The organism is Mesorhizobium sp. M1273 (assembly GCF_040318195.1).
Taxonomy (GTDB): Bacteria; Pseudomonadota; Alphaproteobacteria; order Rhizobiales; family Rhizobiaceae; genus Mesorhizobium.
The window spans coordinates 186,862-206,106 of sequence record NZ_JAMYLV010000006.1; the positions used below are offsets into that span (position 1 = coordinate 186,862).

The window sequence follows — 19,245 nt, forward strand, 5'->3', positions numbered from 1 at the left end:
GGCAACACCATTGTGATGAGCGAGCTTAATCTGTGCCGTTCTTGGGTTTTTGTCGGCGTCCGTCGGGCAATGCGACCTGGACGAGGTGGGTAGCCCAGCGGCTACGCTCCTGGATCACGTTCTCTAGGCAACTCTGGAAAGTATGTGCCGATCCAAGTCGCATTTGGCCAGACCATATCGCCAGCGGTGGTTCGTCGTCTCGCGTCTGCTCTGGTAGAATAAAGTCAATTGCCGGCCTTCGATCATTACGGTCGAATGGCCATTCTCTCCTGGCTCGCCAGGATCAAGGACGGGGCCGACCGAGACATAAGGACCCTCTACCCTATCGGCGATAGCAAAGAAAACGCGTTGACGGCTTCCACGGGGGCCGTCGGGGAGGAAGCAGGTAGCGTTGAGAAGCACGCGGCCATCCGGCAATTCAACCAGTTGCGCCCCTTCTATCCCCCACTCGTAATCGGGGTGCTCGCGCGCATTGTGATGCGGCACGTCGAGATGATCGAGTATCTTGCCGAGACGTTTCCATGGCCCGAACCAAGAATCGGATTGGCTGCGCGCCAGATAGACATCAGGCTGAGGCACCCTGGTGAATTTGGGCATGCCTGAATAGACGATATAGCGCTTGCCTCCGATGATTGCGGGGTGGGGATCGTAGATGCCGTCCTCATCGGTGTCGGGCAGCGACAATATCGCCGGATTGAGCACCACCCAATGAAAGCCGTCATTGGAGACCGCGTGCTCGCAACGTCCGCCGGACTTCATGAATTCGGTCTGGATAAACATGTGGAAGACGCCGCACTCATGAATGACGCCGGGCGCCGCAATGCCCGATCCGGTTACCGGCAAAACGATCGCCTCGTGCTCTGTCCAGGGTCCATAAAGATCCGGCGCTGTGGCGTGGAGGATTTTCCAGCTCTCGGTTGTGACGGTGCCGCTGGAGCCGAAGACGTGCCAGAGCGTGCCGTCAAACACCGGACAAGGGTCCTTCAGATCATCCACGGCCTGCGGGTGAAACAACGGGAAGACGTTGGTTTCAAAGTCGATCTTCATTCCCAAGCATTCCCGCGATTGTTTCTCGGGCCCTTTCATTTGGACCGTCTGCGTGACTCAGCCGAATCGATTCGCAGGCCTTATTTATAACTCCGCCCATGAACGGTTGTTGAACGATTGAACGATTTCAACCGTTCTGTGGCAATGCGCCACATTTTGGGTGAGATCACGCACGGCGCGGGGCTTCAGCTTCTGGAGCGGCCATCATGTCAGCTGGATGCAGCGTCGTCCGGCTTGCCCTTCTCTGTTGAGCCATCGCCGGAGTGGAGCGGACCGCTGGCCTCGTCCGAGACAGTTTGGCGCTATGGAACAACTTATCGGGATGGAAGTTATATAGATGGCTGCGAATTTCATTCGAAGCTGCCTTGATTAGCGTATGTTAATCAAGGCAAATTTGTAACTGCAACCAAGGATTTCTACATGGAAATGGCGGTGGGCACCCCCCTAACACCAAATACCCCCGTACAGTCGTCAATTTTACTTTGCTTTTCCCACCTCCGATGGAATTTCGTATTCCAAAGACCGCAACACATTCTGACGCTCGCCTCAAAACAGCAGCAGCTAATTTATTTCGAAGAGCCGATCTTCGACGAAAGGCGCCACGCTTCGATGCGGGTGAACGATGTTTCACCTACGATCAGAATTGCGACGCCGGTTATTCCAGTCGGCACGTCCGCGACCAAGGCGGATGCGCTCCAGCGCAGATTCGTCGACCAGATCGTCGCCTCGACGCCGCATGAACGGTTGACCGCGTGGTATTACACGCCCATGGCGCTGCGTTTCAGCGACCACCTCGCCTATGACCTCTGCGTCTACGACTGCATGGATGAACTCTCCGCGTTCAAGAACGCACCCGCAGAGTTGAATCAGCTGGAAAAGGCGCTGTTCCAACATGCCGATATCGTCTTCACGGGCGGGCAGAGCCTTTACGAGGCCAAGCGAAGCCTGCATCGTTCGATCTTTCCGTTCCCAAGCAGCATCGACGTTGCACATTTCCATCAGGCGAGAGAGCCGGGTGAGGACCCACTCGACCAGGCCAACATACCTCACCCGAGAGTGGGGTATTTCGGGGTCATTGACGAGCGGCTCGACGTCGAATTGGTAGCGCAGGCGGCTGCGGCAATGCCGGACGTGCATTTCGTCATGCTCGGCCCTGTGGTCAAGATCGATCCGGCGAGGCTGCCCACGGCAAGCAACCTGCATTGGCTGGGCGGCAAGTCCTATGCCGACCTGCCACGCTATCTCCGGCATTGGAGTGCCGGCTGGATGCCTTTCAAGCTCAATGAGGCGACACGCTACATCAGTCCGACAAAGACTCCTGAATTCCTGGCGGCAGGACTGCCGGTGGTTTCCACGGCGATCGTCGACGTCGTACGCACCTATGGCGCCGAAGGCCTAGTCGACATTGTCGACGCCGAGGATGTCGAAGCCAAGCTTCGATCCATCCTGGCGCGTCCCCGCGATTTTCTGGTGGAGAAAGTCGACGCCTACCTCGCCGACATGTCCTGGGAGAAGACCTGGAATGCGATGGCGGCCCACATCCAGCGCGCCTACGCGATGAAGAGCGTCGTGCCGTTGCTGAGGGGAGCGTGAGCATGTTCGACTGGCTGATCGTCGGCGCCGGCTTCGCCGGCAGCGTGCTGGCGGAACGCATCGCATCGCAACGACAAGAAAGCGTCCTGATCGTCGATAGACGAAATCACGTCGGCGGCAATGCGTATGACTGTTATAATGAGGCGGGGATCCTGATCCACCGCTATGGGCCGCACATATTCCACACCAACGCCCAATCGATCATCGACTACTTGTCGCAGTTCACCCAATGGCGGTCTTACGAACACCGCGTGCTGTCGCTGGTCGACGGAAAGCTACTGCCGATACCGATCAATCTCGACACCATAAACCGCCTTTACGGCCTTAAGCTGACATCCGAGCAGCTGCAGGAGTTCTTCGCTTCCCGGCGAGAGACGGTGGAGGAAGTCCGCACAGCCGAAGACGTCGTCGTGAGCACCGTGGGCAGGGAGCTCTACGAGAAATTCTTCCGCGGCTACACCAGGAAGCAGTGGGGTGTTGACCCTTCCCAGTTGAGCAAATCAGTCACAGCGCGGGTGCCAACGCGGACCGATCGGGATGATCGCTATTTTGGCGACACTTTCCAGAAAATGCCGGCAGGCGGGTATACGCGCATGTTCCAGCGCATGCTGGATAATCCCAAGATCAAGATCATGCTGCAGACCGACTATCGTGAGATTCGCGACAAGATTCCGTTCCAGCGGATGATCTACACCGGGCCAATCGACGAATTTTTCGATTGGAAGCTGGGTCGCTTGCCCTACCGCTCGCTGCGCTTCGAGCACGTGACCCTTGATTGCGAGGAGTTTCAGCCGGTCGCCGTCGTCAACTATCCGCAGACGGAAAACTACACCCGCATCACCGAGTACAAGCATCTGACCGGACAGAAGAGTCCGAAGACCAGCCTGACCTACGAATATCCCTCGGACATCGGAGATCCTTATTACCCGGTGCCGCGGCCCGAAAACGAGGCGTTGTACAAAAGCTACGAAGCTTTGGCAGCGGCGTGCCCACAGGTCTGGTTTGTCGGACGTCTGGCGACATATCGCTATTACAATATGGATCAGGTCGTCGGGCAGGCTTTGGCGACGTTCGCACGCATTCAAAAGAGCATGCCGGCAAACGGCATCGGGCAGATGCCGACGCAGCGCGAGGCGGCGGAGTGAACGATGCGCCGGGATTAAGCTGCGTTCGCGGCGACCGACCCGCAACAATCGAGGCGTGCCTTGCCCTCATCCGCGGCGAAAAGTCGCCAAGGGTTCGCACGCCAGGCGTTCCATCGCCGCGGCCAAGGACGCCAGGATCTTTCTCGGCGGACAGATTTAGGCTTACCGGGTTGCCGATGCAGTTAAAGCGCGGCGCACTATCGGCGGGGCTATACCGCGCCTGCTGGCTCGTTTTCGAAGGCGTCGAACAATCCGCGCTGGCGCTCCAACTCGTCGGCAAGGGGCTTGAGAAGGGTGCGCGAGCCGTCCGCATGAATGGTGGAGAACAAGCCGACTTGGGCGTGGCGCGAATTGTCCCAACCGGGGTAGGCCGTCACCGGGTACAGGCATATGCCCTGAATAGGTGCGCCGAGGCTCATCGCATCGCGCACTTCGTCGCAAACATAATGGAGCCAAGCCGGCCGTCCTGACCCCTCGGCGCCGGTCTCGGCAATAAACATCGGCTTCTTGTAGCGCTCGTCGACCTCGACCAGCATTTCCGAAAGCGCCCGGTATTCGTGGTGCCCCATCGGTATCGTTGGCCCATTCAAGTACCACTGGTTGTGCGGGTAGAAGTTGAGGCCTATGACGTCGACAAGGTCCTCGCTGCCACCCAACTGCGGCTCCGCGCGCCCGACCAGCATGTCGTAAGCCTCGAACTGGCCCTGACGAGCATTTTCGGCGCGCCGCCGCTCGGCGCGAGTGCGGTCACGAGGAGCAATATGGATGAGCGGTTCAGCCCAGATGAACCTGCAACTGGGTTCGGCCTCTCGCATTGCTCTGACCCCGGCGATCGCTGCCCTGACAAGGTGGCGTTTGAACCATCCGCGCTTGTTCTGCCCGACGTGCGGGAAATAGCCGACCTCCACCGCCCACGCAAAGAACGAAATTTCGTTGATCGGACATACCAGGGGAGCCACTCCGGTGGCTAAGCGATGAACCCGAACAGCTTCCGTGGCGAAACGGACATAGGCCTCGACAAAGCCCGGGCCGCCTTGGTCGACGTGGTCTGGCGAACCATAGTGGAAGATGTCCCAGATGACCTGCACCCCGGCCGCTTGGGCTGCTTCGATCACCGACATCCAGCTCGACCAGTCAAAGACTCCCGGCGCTGTTTCGATCAAGTGCCAGCGCAAGCCGTCGCGGATCGTGCGGAGCCCAAGCTCGGCACAGCGGCGATAGTCGCCGCATGCATGGGTGTCATGTGAGGTCGCACGGATCAGATCAAGGCGCACCCCGTCGGCACGACGATGCGAGGAACACTCGAAACCAGCCATGAAAAAGCTGTCGATGCCAGAAGGATCTGCCGCGGGCCGGCGAGCCGGTTCCTCGTTCATACCGGCATCCTGACGGCCAGGGATGGCGCAAGCACTTGCGTTCGGCGATCGCCCATTGCCAGGTTCGGTCGCCTCGTCGATTTCGATTCGGCTGCCATCACGTCGACGTGTTGGCGTTGCCTGGCGATCACGGCCATGATCTCCTCGCGCAAGACGGAGACGAGATCGGGCTGGTTGCGGCTTCGACGCTCGTAAGCCAACAGCAATTGCAAGCGCTCGCGCGCCACGGGCGCGCTGCCGCGGCGCTTGAGATATCGAGCAGGTTCATGCTGCCCTCCTTCCCAACAGCCGGTCGAGGAGGCCCCTCCGCTCGAAAGGCAGAATGACCGGGAGGTCCTCGCGCTCAAGTCTTCTTGCCGCGTCGATATAGGCGCGTGCAGCGGGGTTCGTGTTTTCGCTGAGCGTAACCGGCGCGCCCACATTGGATGCGCGCAGCAGTACAATGCGGTTAGTGCCAAAACACGTGTGCTCGACAGGCAAGCGACAGAGGAAATGGCCAATCCGAATTCGCTCATTGCGCTGCTCAAGAAGATGCAAATTTCGGATTGCCACCCCAGCAATAGGCGACCTCACGCGGCCTGCTGCATTGCCCGTTCGTTGACGCCAGTTTCGCCGAGTTGGGTGAGCGCCTCATCGGTGGCTTTTTCTTCTTCGAGAGTCTGTTCCAGAAGTGGGACTGCGTCTCTTAGGCCGAGCAAGCCCGCCCACGTCACAAGAGTGCCGTAGCGCGCGATTTCATAATGCTCGACGGCCTGGGCTGCAGCCACGAGCCCTGCGTCCAATGCTGGAGCGTCTCCGAATTCCTCCAAAATCTCCTCCCCCTCCTCGATCATGCCATCGATCGCTGGGCACGTCTTGCCCTGGGCCCTCTTGCCAAACGCGTCGAAAACCTGCTGCAGGCGCTCGATTTGACCTTCTGTCTCGGCTCGATGCTTTTCGAACGCGGCCTTCAGCTCTTCGGACTCTGCACCCTTTGCCATTTTCTTTAAGGCGGTCAGAATCTTCCGTTCGGCGTAGTAGATGTCCTTCAGACCATCGTAGAAAAGGTCTTCCAAGCCCCTGGAACTGCCCTGTGATCTTCTCGTCGTCGCCATTCTCATCTCCTGTTGAAGCTATCGATGGATGTACGGCTCTAACAAGGCTACTGCCTTGTTGTTCCTTCACCACGGCCCGCAAATCGCTTGTCCTGCGAATGCTGGAACGAACTGCTCAATCTTAAGTCGAGGCGCGTCTATTTTGGTCCGGTTAACCGATGTGAATGCGCATCTGGGAAACTTCCGCAATTAATTTGGGGTGAAGTGGCTTGGAGGTGTGTCGTGCGACGGCGTGAAGATCTTATCGAGCAATATGTCGGTACGCGCAGTCGCCGCCACCGCCTGATATCGACAGAGCTCGCCTTCAGAGCGCTGAGGCAAATCGTTCCGACGCCCTCGATTTCAGACCGTGAGTTCGAAAACATGGTCGCTGGCCATGCGGTCAGTTGTGGTCTCGCCGTAGACTTCGATCATACCCGCTAATGTCGGATGCGACCTCGCCCAGGGCGGCTACACTAATTGACAATGGTTGTGCTTTGAAGCGGCAACCTGGTTCAGCGATAGTTCGACTTTTGAGCATACCGACCGATGAATGGAACCGAATATGGGTCGTAGAACCTCGATCTGCGCCATGCCTGATTCGATGGATGGTCTACAGATTAAGCGGCCTCCCCGACGTTCGAACCCGCCCCACTTTATGACGTTCTGCCATTCTGAGTCCAAAGGCGTTACGCGGAATGCGATCCCAATCGCCTCGGTCCGACGTCGACCTGGCTCAGGCCCAGTTCCGCCGACTCTATCCGCAATCCGGCAACCGCCAGCAAGGCGCGCGTTCTCGTGGCCACTTCGAGTTTGGCGGACGTTGTGCTGTTCCAGTCTGCACCGATCTCTGTCACCCCACGCGGGTTGCTCAGCTCGCGCGCAATGGATCAGGGATTGCTGCCCACCGTTGCAGCCGGCTGCCCATCGCGCAGGTGATCGCCTCTGGCTGGTTGACCGGCACCAACCCTGTCCTCCTTCTCTGCCGTCGCCGCTGCCCGAAATGGCCGTGGGTCAACAGGATGGCAGCCGGTCGGGCGCCACTGCCAAAAGGTCTCTCGGCGACATCGACGATAGTCTTCCCGACATTTGGCACCCCGGTATCGATCAACGCCAATTGTGATCGCCGCAACCAGGCACACCGAAGTAGACGACATTGACGATCGCAAGCCGCAGATAGGCGAGTTCAGGCGTAATGCTGTGTGCTCCGTCGCCACGATCCTGCATCGCAGCGCCGATTAGCCGCCAGTTTGATCTGGATGGCCACGCGTTTTCTTTGCAGCAGGTGACGGTTTCTCCTTCAGCAGCCGAATGATCGCGTCGACAGGCGACGCAAGGTCCGGCGGCGACTTCCTTTTCGATCGCCACAACCGGCCGAAGATTGTTCTCAGTATTCGCATTGCCGTTACCTCCGAGACCACCAAACTTGGTTTGGGCAACATTGTTCCTGATCTTCATGAGTTTGGAAGGCCAGCAAGTCGGCGTGGAATAAGCCGCCCGCAGGCCGCGGCTGCGCCGGCGTCCTGCCTAGCAAGGAAGCGGTTTTGTTGCTCTACGGCCCCGAGCCAGTCCATGAAGGCGAGGCCCTCGCCAAGGCCATCATTGAGACAGTCGAATGGCTGACTCGGTGAGCCCTGAGCAGCGAGGCGATCGCTCTGCCTAACCCCTGTAGAGCACTCTAAATGGCATCCAGCCGGAGCGACACCAGCTTGATAGAGCGCTTGTATATGTTGCTGGCTACTGGACTAGGCGGAATCCCGTCCGGCTGCCATGGCGAATCACTTCCTCTTCACCGGGAAGGGTGCCGACATTCTCCTGTAGCCAGTTTTCAAAAAACTTTTTGGTTGCGCTCATGCGATAGCTCCTTCGCCAAACTAGCGCGGCGGCGATCCGCAGTTGCGCTATCGCCGTCACTTTTCCAATCAGCAGGGGGATTTATCTTTCCGCGACCCGATGCGCTTCTCGGCCCCTCGAGGTCCGGGCGACGGCAGCCACGAACTTTCAGGGGCTGCGTTGGGAATGGGCGGCGTTATTTATTCTTTTGCGACTCCGGTCCAAGCGAAGCTTTCCCTGCCAGATCCGCGTGCAACGTGCGAGCCGTGTCGAGATGTTCCAGCACCGTCGGCAGCTTGTCGGAGGCGAAGTGCTGAAGCTCTGCATCCTCGCCGGAGCCAATCTCCCAGGCCAGAAGCTGCGCCGCCTTCTGGTGGTCGACGATCTGCGCGGCCAGATAAGCCAGCTCAAAGGCGGCGCCGTCCAGTTTTTCGAGATCGGCGCGGATTTTCTTATGATCAGGATCGAGCTCTTCTGGAAGCGGAATCTCGCTCTTGTCCGCGACGGATTTCAGCTGTTTATTTGCCTTGTCGTGATCTTCGACCATTCGATTTGCAAATTCCCTCACCCCATCATGGCTTGTCTTTCCGGCCGCGAGCCGACCCAGCTCCACCTCGGCCCTGCCGCCAGCCGTGACCAGCTGGGCGAAAAGCCGATCCTGATAATTCGTCTGGTTCGGCGCTGGAACTCCAGGCTTCTCCATCCTCGTGTCGGGAGCAAGGCCGGCCGGATTGCCGATCTGCGCCAACGCACAACAAGGCCACAGCGCCAGGGCGAAGGTGATTGCGGCAGCACGCACGATGTCCTCCATTCCGCGCCGAAAGCGGGCCCCCGGCAGCGGCTTTTTCCCTCGTTCAGAGAGTGAGCAGGTAAGCCACGAGTGAATCCTTTTCCGGCTGGTCAAGCTTCGTTCCGAGCACCAAGTTGAAGAACTCAACCGTATCGCCAAGCGTCATCAGGCGGCCGTCATGCAGATAGGGCGGAGAATCCTTGATCCCGCGCAGTGTGAAGGTCTTGATCGGTCCATCCGGGATGGCGACCTGGTCGTTGAAGGTCTTACCGATCTTGTAGAACCGCTCGAGCTTCAGGTCGTGCATGTTGTTGTCCATGAATGACAACCCTGGAACATGACACTCGGCGCAGCGGCCCTTGCCCATGAACACCTGCTCGCCCTTGAGCTCCTGCGCACTTGCGGTGGCCGGGTCAAGCCGCCCGAACGGGTCGAGCTTGGGCGCCGGCGGAAAATCGATGATGTTCTGCATCTGCGCCATCATCGCCACCTGGTTCGTGCGGTCCGGTAGATTCACCCCTTTGCGGGTGGCGCTCACGTGATCGCCGTTGAAGTAGGCGGTGCGCTGCTCGAATTCCGTGAAGTCCTCGACTGAGCGCAGCGAGCGCTTGGAGCCATGAATCTGCTGATTGAACAGGCCGCGCAGGCTGGTTGTGTCGAGCCGAAAGCGCTCGGCTTGTGGCCGGACGTCCGGCGTCAGGTGAAAGGCTGCGTTGGTATGGAAATTCGCGTGGCAGTCCAGGCATGCCACACCTATGCTTTGCGTCGCGACCTTTCTGTCCTCGGTCTGATTGAACTCCTCCTGCGGGAAGGGCGTCAGCAGCAGACGCAGTCCTTCCATCTGTACGGGTGTGATGATGCCGTTCATATATTCGTAGAAGTTGCGGATCGTCAGCAGATCACCGCGCGAAACATCCCCCAGTTCGGGGTGCGTGGTGAGGAATATCGCAGGTGGGAATTCCGGCGTAAGATAATCGGGCAGGTCGAAATCGACGTCGAAGCGCCGCAGATCGCGCCCTTCATCGGCGCCGATCTCTCTGATCTGGTTTTCCGGAAAGACCTGGCCTCCGGTCGCCTGCTTGACGTGCGGCAGCGGCAAGAAGCCGTTCGGCAACAAACCGCGGTCGCGGATTTCTTGGGGAGTCTTGGCGGCCAGGCTGTCCCAGGTCTCGCCTGCCGGGAGTTTGACCCTGACGCCCTCCTGCACCACTTTCCGGCCGCCCGACATCATGACGCCCCGCATCGGCCGGTCCGCCAGGTTGTAACGGCTCTCGAGCAACTTGCGCTGCCGTTCGATCACGGCCGGTTTTTGCGCTTCGTCATTCTGCTTCACCGCAGAAAGGGGCAGGCTTGGCAATGGACGATAGGTCAGATCCGGCGGCAGCGGGTCCGAAGCAACGTTAAGCGTGAACGCCGCAGCACCGAGAAAGACCGGTAAACCGAAGTTGAAGACACGTGACATGTCCCCTCCCGACAAGAAAGTCTCAGCGCCTATGCTGTGGACTTGGTCCAACTCCCGGGCGCAATCTTTGTTCCCAGGCTTCGAAAAAGCCGGATCGGCGCCAAGCGTCTGGTGCGTCTGGCTACGTCTCCATACTGGCGCCCGCCCACTTCGATGGTCACGCATGCCAATCCTGCCGCGCCGGCCCTCGCTCTTAAGAGGAATACCAGCGCGATGCGGGAGCAGAAATAGGAGCGTAGCCGTCCATGCGGTCAAAACGCGAACGCTTCATCCGTGGCGCTTTGCGCGGACCAACGGTCGAAAAAGAGCGTTGGTACGCTCTGCGGCTGCTACCCGTTGGGCAGGACGTACTCTCCGGCCGTGTTCCTCGGAACGGAATTACCCAGTGAGCATTGCTCCGGGTAGCAGGAAGTGCCGATGCCCAGATTTCCCTTCGAGAATACTGAACTCGGACGGACGAACGCCTCGAGATCGGACTCGCCAGCGTCGAAGCAGCCAACCAAAAAGCCATTGAAAGAGTGCGAACTGCGCTGGTCGCGGGCCTTCCGGCCGCCGTCGATCAATCCGGGTCCACGACTAAGGTTTACGATGAAGCTGGCTATCTGATCGCGACGGTCAATTTCGCTGACGTAATGAGGGACTATCCGGAACTTCAGCCGAGACGAGATGAACCGCCTCCCGAGGAGCCTGGTGTCATACGGTCCGGTTGATATCGCCCATCAGTGAACTCCCTGGATGTCTTAGAAGCACTCGAGACAAAGAAGTCCGCCACCTTGAGGTGGGAGTGAGCCAGAGGCTTGGAGGGCGTCATGGGTAGCGGGGGCGACTCGTTGGGACGACGATACTCTGGCTTTCCGGCTCAAGCAAAAGCCGGCCGGCGTGAGCCTGCGGGCGAGTTTGTCCGGGTTGTCAGCAACCAATAAAGATGGACGAGGATAGAGCGTCCAACTGCCCGTCGTTGGAGGTACCCCATCAAGCCGGCAGCACGCAGCGCATGCTCGATGACCCTGGTGATCCCAGCGGCTACAGTGGCGCTGCGGTGGATCAAGGCGTGCCGCGCGCCTTTTTTGGCATCCTATCGGTTTGCAAGGTGTTGCCGGAGAGGTTACACCGCCAAGTTCGAATAGCGCTCCACGGAACAATCGACCCGCCGCCCTGTTGGGCAAGATTGCCTCAGGAGGCTGTTGTGCGGCGGATGATTTTGGGAGCTCTGGCCGGGCTAGTGGCAACGATGGCGATGACCGGCGCCATGCGACAACTCCAGACGTTGCTGAACGAGACGAGCCGCTACCCGTTGCCGCCTCGCGAAATTGTCGATCACCTGGACATGCACGGCGATGAAAGGCAGGCGCGAACGAATACTCTGTTGGCACACTTTGGATTCGGCGCCATCACAGGTGCTATTTTCGCACTTTTGCCCCGGCGTCGCGGCAGCGGGACGCTTTATGGCCTCGGAGTGTGGGCCGCGAGCTATCTGGGCTGGATTCCTGCAGCGCGAATTCTTGCTCCCGCATGGCATCATCCTGCACAGCGAAATCTGCTTATGATCGCCGTGCACATGGTGTGGGGTGCCGCACTCGCAAAATCTCTCAACGAGTTGGAAGCCGCCGAATCCGAAGCGTTCGGCAGACCTTCGGATGCCAAAGTGTCAGCCTTGGAAAGGCGCGAGAGAGGCCGGGCCGATGAAGCCAATCCCATTTTGGCTCGATCGAGAGCGTGAGGTTTCATTTCGTGCCTTGGATGGCAATCATGACTTCGAAGTCGATCGTCGGCGCACCATTGCGGGACTGCAGGCGGCCTTTCTGCTGCGTAGCTCGGGTCTGAGGCGCGGTTCTTGAGGCGCGCCAGATCGGCCACCGGCCGCTCTACCGCCAAGGTCACATCGCAGCATGGCTTCAAGTACGCTTCCCTCATTCGCAATTTCTGCCAGGAAGGCGCGAAGCTTTACGCGGCCGCGAATGAAAAGGCGAAAGAGGAATCGCAGCGCTTTGGGTCATGGCGGATAAGGCCAAGCTGGAAGCGAAACCTGCCTTTGTCGTCCTTGGGGCCGTCGATCGGGATAGGGGGACGCCTCGCGACGCCGCCCCTCCCACACCACCGGGCATACGGGTCCGTACCACGGCGGTCCCTGTTCCGGCGTACTTCGCTTGTGGACCCGAGCGGGATCTCACAGGTTCCCTGGCGATCCATCCCATGCCTTTGCCCTGCTCCAAGACCCCGGCCGAGCCGCCAGAACCTCGCCCTGGCGGTTCCGACGATGCTGCCCCCGGGCTACCCACGCCGAAGGCCTCCGCATGCACATAATCTCGAGGCTGACACATGGCTTCAGCATCCGCTGTCTACGCTTCACGAGCGACGTTGCCGTCGCCCATGCAAGACTCGCTTCCGGCTGGCGGGCTGCGCCTTTGCCGGGAGGGGGTCGAACCCTCTGGATCGCTTCGAAAGGTTTCAGGATCTACATTCCATTCTCCTTTCCAGGGCTTAGCCTGTCGCAAGGGTGGTCTATGCCAAGGCGCCGTTCGCGGGACCGGAGGCGGTGCTCGCCTACCTGTCGCGCTACACCCACCGGGTCGCGATCTCGAACAGCCGCCTGATCGCCTTCGACAAGAACAGCGTCACCTTCCGCTACAAGATCCCATGAGGGTGTGAATAGCAGCCGGGGCTGTAAAAGAGCGCGGTTGTTTGAACTCTCTGGAGACCGCCCATGTCTATCTCAACTGATCAACCTGCAGCGCCTGCTGCTATCCGTGTCGAGCTTGACGCGATTTTTGTCTCTTTGGAACTGAGCAAATCAACCTGGCTGGTCACCTCACTGTTGCCGGGTGCTGCCGATAAGATGTCCCGGCATACGGTCGTCGGTGGCGACATTGCCGGACTGTTTGTACGTATCAGCGAACTTCGTTCCAAGGCGCTGGCCAGGACTGGCAGGCTCTATCGAGTGGTATCAATCCACGAAGCCGGGCTTGATGGATTCTGGCTTCACCGCTTACTCGGACGCGAAGATTGGATAGAAAGCCATGTCGTGGACGCCGCCTCGATTGCCGTCTCGCGTAAGCGCCGGCGGGCGAAGACAGACCGGATCGACGGCGAGACGCTGATCCGGACGTTGTTGGCCTACAAGCGAGGGGAGCCCCGCGTCTGCTCTATGGTGCGGGTTCCAACCCCGCAGGACGAGGACCGTCGCAGGATCGGTCGCGAGCGCAAAGTTCTCGTCGACGAACGAACGCTCCATATCAACCGCATCAAGGGTTTGCTCTTTAGCCAGGGCATTCGGGGGTATGAGCCTGGGCGCCGCGATCGCCGCGAGCGCCTTGAGGAGCTCCGCACGGGTGATGACCGCGACCTGCCCCGGCACATCAAGGCCCAGCTTCTTCGCGAACTCGTCCGCCTCGAATTACTGATCGAACAGATCAAGGCGGTGGAAGCCGAACGTGACGCGGTTCTGGCGCAGGAGAAGGCGGCCATGACCGAACCCGCAACGATGTTGCTCGGCATCAAGGGGATCGGCCCAGAATTCGCCAATGTCATCTCCAGCGAATGCCTGTCCCGGCACTTCGACAATCGAAGACAGGTCGCATCCTATGCGGGACTTGCCGCAAGCCCCTGGCAAAGCGGTTCGATCAATCGTGAGCAGGGTGTCTCGAAGGCAGGCAACCCACGTCTTCGAACAGCGATGGTCCAACTTGCATGGCTATGGTTGCGTCACCAACCGAATTCGACACTGAGCCGCTGGTTCCAGGAACGGGTGAAGCACAATGCCGGAAAGCGCAAGGCGACGACAATCGTTGCCCTGGCCCGCAAACTGCTGGTCGCGTTCTGGAAATATGTGACGCTCGGCGTTCTCATCGAGGGAGCCGCCATCAAAGTCGCCTGATGCGACAACAGCCGTGAAGCTATTCCAATCCCCAGGGCCTGATCAGCCCTGACGGATCCAGGGGACGAACCGTGGTAGTCCTTGGCTTAAGGCAAGCCGCCTACAAGAATGGTCTCGTCCTTCTGAGCCCTTGCCCGCCGAAAGCGGGATAGTGGTGCAGCCGCTACGGGCGGCGACCGGATGTGAGGTTGATCAGGCCCGGATACCGGGCCGCGTCATGCAACCGGGCTCAGACCGTGGATGCCGTCTCCGAATTAGGAACGCAAAATGTCGCCATGACGCCCCGACTTGACGTGATGACCCTCATGTGAGGACTACCGCCGTGACGGCGCCGACCGTCAGCAGGTCATGACACTCGCGACCGACGAGTTCATCCGCCGCTTCCTGCTCCACGTGTTGCCAAAGGGTTTCCACCGCATCCGGCACTACGGCCTGCTTGCCGGCTCTGCTCGCAAGGCCAGCCTTGCGCGCGCCCGTGAACTGCTGAGCGTCGCCGCGCCATCCAATGACGACACCACGGACGAACCGACTGACTTCCGCCCGACATGCCCGTGCTGCGGCGGACGCATGATCGTCATCGAGGTGTTCGAACGCTGGAGGCAGCCACGCGGACCGCCGGACGCAACCGCGACGAACCGGGAGACCGCTCCATGACCCGGCATGGAATGGTTCAGCCTTCAGCTGCAGGCACTCAGCCTCCGGCAACGGATCGACGCACGTCTATGGTGATTATCGACGCCGACAGAGCCGCGCCCAGCCGCCCACCGTCCCGACAACACCGCGCGGCGGCGCAACGAAGCGGTCTGTCCGCATTCACCCCAGAGCTTCCCGACGGCGGTGCGCCATCGCCGACATCTGCCGAAATCCGAAATCCCCATAGCCATCGCCTGTGGCCCGCGGGTTCCTTCCTCGGGACTTTCGTACGCCTGCCGGCGCCCGAAACTCATCACGTCAGAGGACCGGCCGCTTCTCGCGCCCAGAAAGCGATAGCAGACATGCAACTAGGTGGTACAAAGTCTCTAGCGTGACCCTTTCGAGACATTTGCGTGCGGCATTTGCGTCTCGAAAGCGGTTCTTTAGTGCTACCAGCACCAACGACCGTCTGCGGTCGTTCAGAACACGGGTTACAGTCTCTAAACCGGATATTGGACCGGGCAGCCGCCGGAAATTGATCGAATGGAGGTGATCGCCTGTCAGGAGGCGTTCAAAAACGACCTACGACCGCGATCTTCATCGCGGCCGTTTTCATGGTGTCATTCCCGGCTATGCTGACAAGTTCTTTATGATCGGCAGCTTGCGGATCGTCTTGCCCGTCGCCGCCCGTAGCGCGTTGGCTACGGCCGGGCCGATCGGCGGCACACCCGGCTCGCCAACGCCCGTGGGCGGCTCGTCGGACGGCACAATGTGCACCTCGACGCGCGGCATCTGCTCGATCCTGAGCGGCATATAGGTGTCGTAGTTCTCTTGGTCTACGACACCGCCCGTCAGGGTCAGCTCCTCCTGGAGGATCGCGCCTAGGCCGAAGCCGATACCGCCCTCCATCTGAGCGCGGATCTGGTCAGGATTTATCGCGGTGCCGCAATCTACCGCGCAGACGACGCGGTCGACTTTGAAATCATTTCCATCGTTGAAGGTGATCTCGACTACCTCGGCGACATAAGTCGAGAGGCTTTCATGCAGCGCCACGCCGCGGAAACGGCCTTCCGGCAGAGGCTTGTCCCAGCCTGCCTTCTCAGCAGCCAATTTCAGCACGCCGGCATGCCGTGGATGGTGACCGAGCATCGACAAGCGGAAGTCGACCGGATCACGGTTCGCAGCGGCGGCGAGCTCATCGATCAGGGTTTCCATTGCGTAAGCGGTGTGGGTGGAGCCTACCGAACGCCACCACAGCACTGGGATGTTCACGTCCGTGGTGGTCAGCTCGACCTTCAGGTTCGGGATCGCATAGGGCAGGTTGGTGGCGCCCTCTACGGAGGTCGGATCGATGCCGTTCTCGATCATCGCCGCAAAGGGCGAACCGCCCGCGATCGATTGGCCCACGATGTGGTCATGGAGAGCGACGACATTGCCTTCCTTGTCGAGCCCCGCCTCGACTGCGTGCACATAGGCCGGCCGGTACCGCCCACCCCGCATGTCGTTCTCGCGGGTCCACTGCACCTTCACTGGCTTGCCGGGTCCCAGTGCACGCGCTGTGGAAACAGCTTCGATAATGAGATCTGCGTCCGAGACCGCTCGGCGGCCGAAGCTGCCGCCGGTCTTCATCACGTGCAGCCTCACCTTGTCCGGCGTGGTGCCGCCTACTTGAGCGGCAGCCGCCTGATAAAGGTCGGGCATCTGGTGTCCGCCCCAGACGTCGATGGTGCCGTCTTCGTTGATTCGGGCGGCCGCGTTGAGTGGCTCGATCGAAGCATGGACAAGATAGGGGAATTCGTAGTGCCCTTGGATGACTTTCTCAGCACTGGCCAACGCTGCGGGAGTGTTACCGTCGTCGCGCGCGGTGGCTGCGCCCGGATCGTCTGCTGCCTTAGTGTATTCGGCCATGATCTCGGCCGTGCCGCGCCTTTCGGCCTTCTCTTCGTTCCAGGTCACCTCCACGAGATCGCGGCCCTTGAGCGCCGTCCACATGTCCCTGCCGACCACGGCAATGCCGCGCGGCGTCTGGACGACATCGACAATGCCGTCGAGTGCCTTGGCCTTGGAGGCGTCGAAGCTCTCGATCTCAGCGCCGAACTTCGGCGGATGGATCATAACGGCCGTATTGAGTCCATCTATCTTGAGGTCGATCGTGTAGGTCTGCGCGCCATTGGTCTTGCCGGCGGAATCGTAGCGCTTGAGGCTGTCCGATCCGATCTGGGCCCACTTGTCGCGCGGCTTTAGCGGCACGTCGTCGGGAACCGGCATTCCCGCTGCGGCTTTAGCCAGGTCACCGAAGCGCGCCTGCATCCCTGAGGCGTGCGACACGACCCCGGAAGCGACTGTGATCTCGCCGGCTGGCACGTCCCACCGCTGCGCCGCGGCCGCCACCAGCATGGCCCGTGCGGCAGCACCCGCCTTGCGATAGCGCTCCCACGACGAGCTCATCGACGTGGAGCCACCGGTTCCCTGCGCGGCCCCGCCCCAGGCGAGATTGCCGTAGAGCGCGGTATTGCCATATCCGCCGACCACGTGGACCTGCGCCCAGGCGCCGTCGAGCTCTTCCATAACCAGGGTGGCGATGCCGAAATAGGAGCCTTGTCCCATCTCGAACTGCGACGAGTAGATGACGATTCGGTTCTCCGGTGTGATCTCGACATAGGTCTGGAAGGGGTTCGCCTGGACCGCTGCAGGCGTCGTTTGTGCGTTGGCGGGCGCGGCCATCATTAGCCGGTAGCCCACGGCGAGGCCCGCGGTGCTGACGGCCGTGCCGAGGAGGAACTGGCGGCGCGTGGGCCCCACGGCATTATGCTTCGGGAGAAACTGCAACATGCCTCAAGTCTCCAGCCGGTTGGCGGTCTCGTGGATGGCCGCGCGGATGCGATGATAGGTGGCGCAGCGGCAGAGATTGCCGCTCATCGCCGAATCAATATCATCGTCCGTCGGCTTCGGCGTCTCTGTCAGGAGGGCCACGGCCGACATGATCTGGCCAGACTGGCAACAGCCGCATTGAGGTACGTCGAACTCGGCCCACACGGCCTGAACCGTTTCGCCGATCTTGCCCGACACGCCCTCAATGGTGGTGATCGAGGCTCCTTCGATGTCGCCGACTGCGGTCTGGCACGAGCGCGTCGGCATGCCGTTAACGTGAACCGTGCAAGCGCCGCACTGGGCAAGGCCGCAACCGAATTTCGTTCCTGTGAGTCCGATGCCGTCACGGATCGCCCAGAGCAGCGGCATCTCTGGATCGACGTCGAGTGTTCGCGCCTCGCCATTGAGGGTAAAAGCGACCATGGCTTGCTCTCCTTGTCCTAAGCTGGCTATCTCGTTGCGCCTCCGCCCGGCTAGGAACCGGACTCTTCTTGCTGAGGCATAGCGACCACAGACTAGGATCGCGCAGCTCGAGCAACAAGCCGCTAGCTGGCAATCGCGAGATCGTGAAGTGGCTCGTGTCGAAAGGCTGGAGGCAACTGAATGTCATTTTTGGGCCGACCGGCCGGTCGGTTTCCGGCTCGATGACCTGGTTGGCAGTCATTCCGCTTCTAAGCCTAAACCCCAGACATGAACTGTAGCAGCATCATAAAAGACGACATCAAGCGGCGATTTTTCGTTGCGCTGCACCGCTAGCTCGTTCGCGTGGTTCATGATCCGCTGGTTATCCGCGGATGCTGGTTCACCATAGATGCCAACACAGAGCTTGCGAAACTTGCCACGCGCTATGCGGTTAAGGATGTGGTCGTCATTCGTAGCGAGCGAATGGCCGAAAATGAAGAAGCAATGGCTGGCGGTCTTCACATTCGCGGTGAACTGCTTGAAGCCTTGGTACAGGTAGGCATTGTGACGGATCTTCGCCTTCTTCTGGGCGCTGGTGGGCTGATGAAGGGCGGCTTAGGGTCATGATTTCCGGTTCATCGCGCTGCAATGACCGATGAGTCACAGACGCTGCATTTCGCGCTAGACCGCAGCTGCGGTATTCTCGATCACACGCTCAGCCATCCTATTCGCACCTCGTTGCCGCCGTTCGCCGCACCTATCGATCGGAGGCTTCCAGCCTCGCGATAGCCGCGCTATGTGGCTGCACACAACCTGACGACGAACAGGAGCAAGATTGGACATACAAGCCAGCACAAGATCGCCCTCCCCCTGTCCTTGCTCGTTTTCATGCGAAAATAATCAACTGAGTGCTGCGGGGATAGCGAGGCCGATTTGGCCCACTTCAGAGCGAAGTCGGCCATAAGCCATTGATATAATTTTGGCGGGCCCTGAGGGTGCTTGGAAAGTCAGAAATATCAAAGGCTATTCGACAGTGGGACTGTGTTGCGTTACTATGCTCTCCGGTCTTTTCCGGTTGATTTGTCCCACCCTGATGCCGATTGCGGTCATTCGCCGCTACCTTGGTCAATTCCCGATTCCACAAGC

At 60.0% G+C, this 19,245-nt stretch carries 12 protein-coding genes and 5 pseudogenes; 6 read left to right on the forward strand and 11 right to left on the reverse strand.

Annotation, left to right across the window (positions count from 1 at the left end; genetic code table 11):
• Window positions 1–123 precede the first annotated feature (123 nt).
• Entirely contained in the window at window positions 124–1,047 is a 924-nt protein-coding gene (locus tag NKH30_RS09695; protein ID WP_352527430.1) for a glycoside hydrolase family protein, read from the reverse strand.
• 420 nt (window positions 1,048–1,467) lie between these two features.
• On the opposite strand from NKH30_RS09695, the gene NKH30_RS09700 reads away from it, so the two are divergent.
• Window positions 1,468–2,640 (forward strand): glycosyltransferase, encoded by a 1,173-nt coding sequence (locus NKH30_RS09700; protein ID WP_352995003.1) that lies wholly within the window; start codon window positions 1,468–1,470, stop codon window positions 2,638–2,640.
• A 2-nt stretch (window positions 2,641–2,642) separates the two neighbouring features.
• Complete coding sequence (glf, locus tag NKH30_RS09705; protein ID WP_352995006.1) at window positions 2,643–3,785, forward strand: UDP-galactopyranose mutase; 1,143 nt, start codon at window positions 2,643–2,645, stop codon at window positions 3,783–3,785.
• Between the two features lie 209 nt (window positions 3,786–3,994).
• Here glf and NKH30_RS09710 read toward each other — a convergent pair whose 3' ends face one another.
• The 7 genes and pseudogenes from NKH30_RS09710 to NKH30_RS09740 all read right to left on the reverse strand — a co-directional run bounded on the left by NKH30_RS09710 (window position 3,995) and on the right by NKH30_RS09740 (window position 10,319).
• Window positions 3,995–5,161 carry a glycoside hydrolase family 1 protein gene (locus tag NKH30_RS09710; protein WP_352995008.1) on the reverse strand — a complete coding sequence of 389 codons (1,167 nt, stop codon included), beginning with the start codon at window positions 5,159–5,161 and terminating at the stop codon, window positions 3,995–3,997.
• Window positions 5,162–5,271: 110 nt separating this feature from the next.
• Window positions 5,272–5,429, reverse strand: a pseudogene (locus NKH30_RS33125) (cell division topological specificity factor MinE); the annotation flags it as partial.
• Window positions 5,426–5,599 (reverse strand): annotated as a pseudogene (locus NKH30_RS09720) (septum site-determining protein MinD); the annotation flags it as partial. The pseudogenes NKH30_RS33125 and NKH30_RS09720, both read right to left, overlap by 4 nt.
• Window positions 5,600–5,730: 131 nt before the next feature.
• The gene (locus NKH30_RS09725) at window positions 5,731–6,255 is read right to left on the reverse strand and encodes a YciE/YciF ferroxidase family protein (protein WP_352995014.1); all 525 of its coding nucleotides are present in this window, start codon (window positions 6,253–6,255) and stop codon (window positions 5,731–5,733) included.
• Between the two features lie 1,086 nt (window positions 6,256–7,341).
• Window positions 7,342–7,692: a hypothetical protein gene (locus tag NKH30_RS09730; RefSeq protein ID WP_352995017.1), complete on the reverse strand. Its 351-nt coding sequence runs from the start codon at window positions 7,690–7,692 to the stop codon at window positions 7,342–7,344.
• A 571-nt stretch (window positions 7,693–8,263) separates the two neighbouring features.
• The gene (locus tag NKH30_RS09735; protein WP_352995019.1) at window positions 8,264–8,866 is read right to left on the reverse strand and encodes a DUF4142 domain-containing protein; all 603 of its coding nucleotides are present in this window, start codon (window positions 8,864–8,866) and stop codon (window positions 8,264–8,266) included.
• 55 nt (window positions 8,867–8,921) lie between these two features.
• Entirely contained in the window at window positions 8,922–10,319 is a 1,398-nt protein-coding gene (locus NKH30_RS09740; protein WP_352995021.1) for a cytochrome B6, read from the reverse strand.
• Window positions 10,320–11,550: 1,231 nt separating this feature from the next.
• Between NKH30_RS09740 and NKH30_RS09745 the strand changes: the two genes are divergently transcribed.
• The 4 genes and pseudogenes from NKH30_RS09745 to NKH30_RS09760 form a co-directional block, all read left to right on the forward strand.
• Entirely contained in the window at window positions 11,551–12,039 is a 489-nt protein-coding gene (locus tag NKH30_RS09745) for a hypothetical protein (protein ID WP_352995023.1), read from the forward strand.
• A 777-nt stretch (window positions 12,040–12,816) separates the two neighbouring features.
• A pseudogene (locus NKH30_RS09750) lies at window positions 12,817–12,951 on the forward strand (transposase); the annotation flags it as partial.
• Window positions 12,952–13,023: 72 nt separating this feature from the next.
• The gene (locus NKH30_RS09755) at window positions 13,024–14,193 is read left to right on the forward strand and encodes an IS110 family RNA-guided transposase (RefSeq protein WP_352995025.1); all 1,170 of its coding nucleotides are present in this window, start codon (window positions 13,024–13,026) and stop codon (window positions 14,191–14,193) included.
• Between the two features lie 309 nt (window positions 14,194–14,502).
• Window positions 14,503–14,847: pseudogene (locus NKH30_RS09760) on the forward strand (transposase); the annotation flags it as partial.
• A gap of 609 nt (window positions 14,848–15,456) precedes the next feature.
• Here the strand turns inward: NKH30_RS09760 and NKH30_RS09765 are convergent.
• The 3 genes and pseudogenes from NKH30_RS09765 to NKH30_RS09775 all read right to left on the reverse strand — a co-directional run.
• On the reverse strand, window positions 15,457–17,658 hold the full coding sequence (locus tag NKH30_RS09765; protein WP_352995028.1) for a xanthine dehydrogenase family protein molybdopterin-binding subunit: 2,202 nt from the start codon (window positions 17,656–17,658) through the stop codon (window positions 15,457–15,459).
• 3 nt (window positions 17,659–17,661) lie between these two features.
• Window positions 17,662–18,120 carry a (2Fe-2S)-binding protein gene (locus tag NKH30_RS09770; RefSeq protein ID WP_352995030.1) on the reverse strand — a complete coding sequence of 153 codons (459 nt, stop codon included), beginning with the start codon at window positions 18,118–18,120 and terminating at the stop codon, window positions 17,662–17,664.
• 237 nt (window positions 18,121–18,357) lie between these two features.
• Window positions 18,358–18,684 (reverse strand): annotated as a pseudogene (locus NKH30_RS09775) (DUF4917 family protein); the annotation flags it as partial.
• Window positions 18,685–19,245: the final 561 nt, after the last annotated feature.

Coding starts and splice junctions, on each gene's coding strand:
- NKH30_RS09755 (WP_352995025.1), top strand. CDS start 13,024: ATGTCTATCTCAACTGATCAACCTGCAGCGCCTGCTGCTATCCGTGTC.
- NKH30_RS09730 (WP_352995017.1), bottom strand. CDS start 7,692: ATGAAGATCAGGAACAATGTTGCCCAAACCAAGTTTGGTGGTCTCGGA.
- NKH30_RS09695 (WP_352527430.1), bottom strand. CDS start 1,047: ATGAAGATCGACTTTGAAACCAACGTCTTCCCGTTGTTTCACCCGCAG.
- NKH30_RS09765 (WP_352995028.1), bottom strand. CDS start 17,658: ATGTTGCAGTTTCTCCCGAAGCATAATGCCGTGGGGCCCACGCGCCGC.
- NKH30_RS09725 (WP_352995014.1), bottom strand. CDS start 6,255: ATGGCGACGACGAGAAGATCACAGGGCAGTTCCAGGGGCTTGGAAGAC.
- glf (WP_352995006.1), top strand. CDS start 2,643: ATGTTCGACTGGCTGATCGTCGGCGCCGGCTTCGCCGGCAGCGTGCTG.
- NKH30_RS09700 (WP_352995003.1), top strand. CDS start 1,468: ATGGAAATGGCGGTGGGCACCCCCCTAACACCAAATACCCCCGTACAG.
- NKH30_RS09770 (WP_352995030.1), bottom strand. CDS start 18,120: ATGGTCGCTTTTACCCTCAATGGCGAGGCGCGAACACTCGACGTCGAT.
- NKH30_RS09740 (WP_352995021.1), bottom strand. CDS start 10,319: ATGTCACGTGTCTTCAACTTCGGTTTACCGGTCTTTCTCGGTGCTGCG.
- NKH30_RS09745 (WP_352995023.1), top strand. CDS start 11,551: ATGGCGATGACCGGCGCCATGCGACAACTCCAGACGTTGCTGAACGAG.
- NKH30_RS09710 (WP_352995008.1), bottom strand. CDS start 5,161: ATGAACGAGGAACCGGCTCGCCGGCCCGCGGCAGATCCTTCTGGCATC.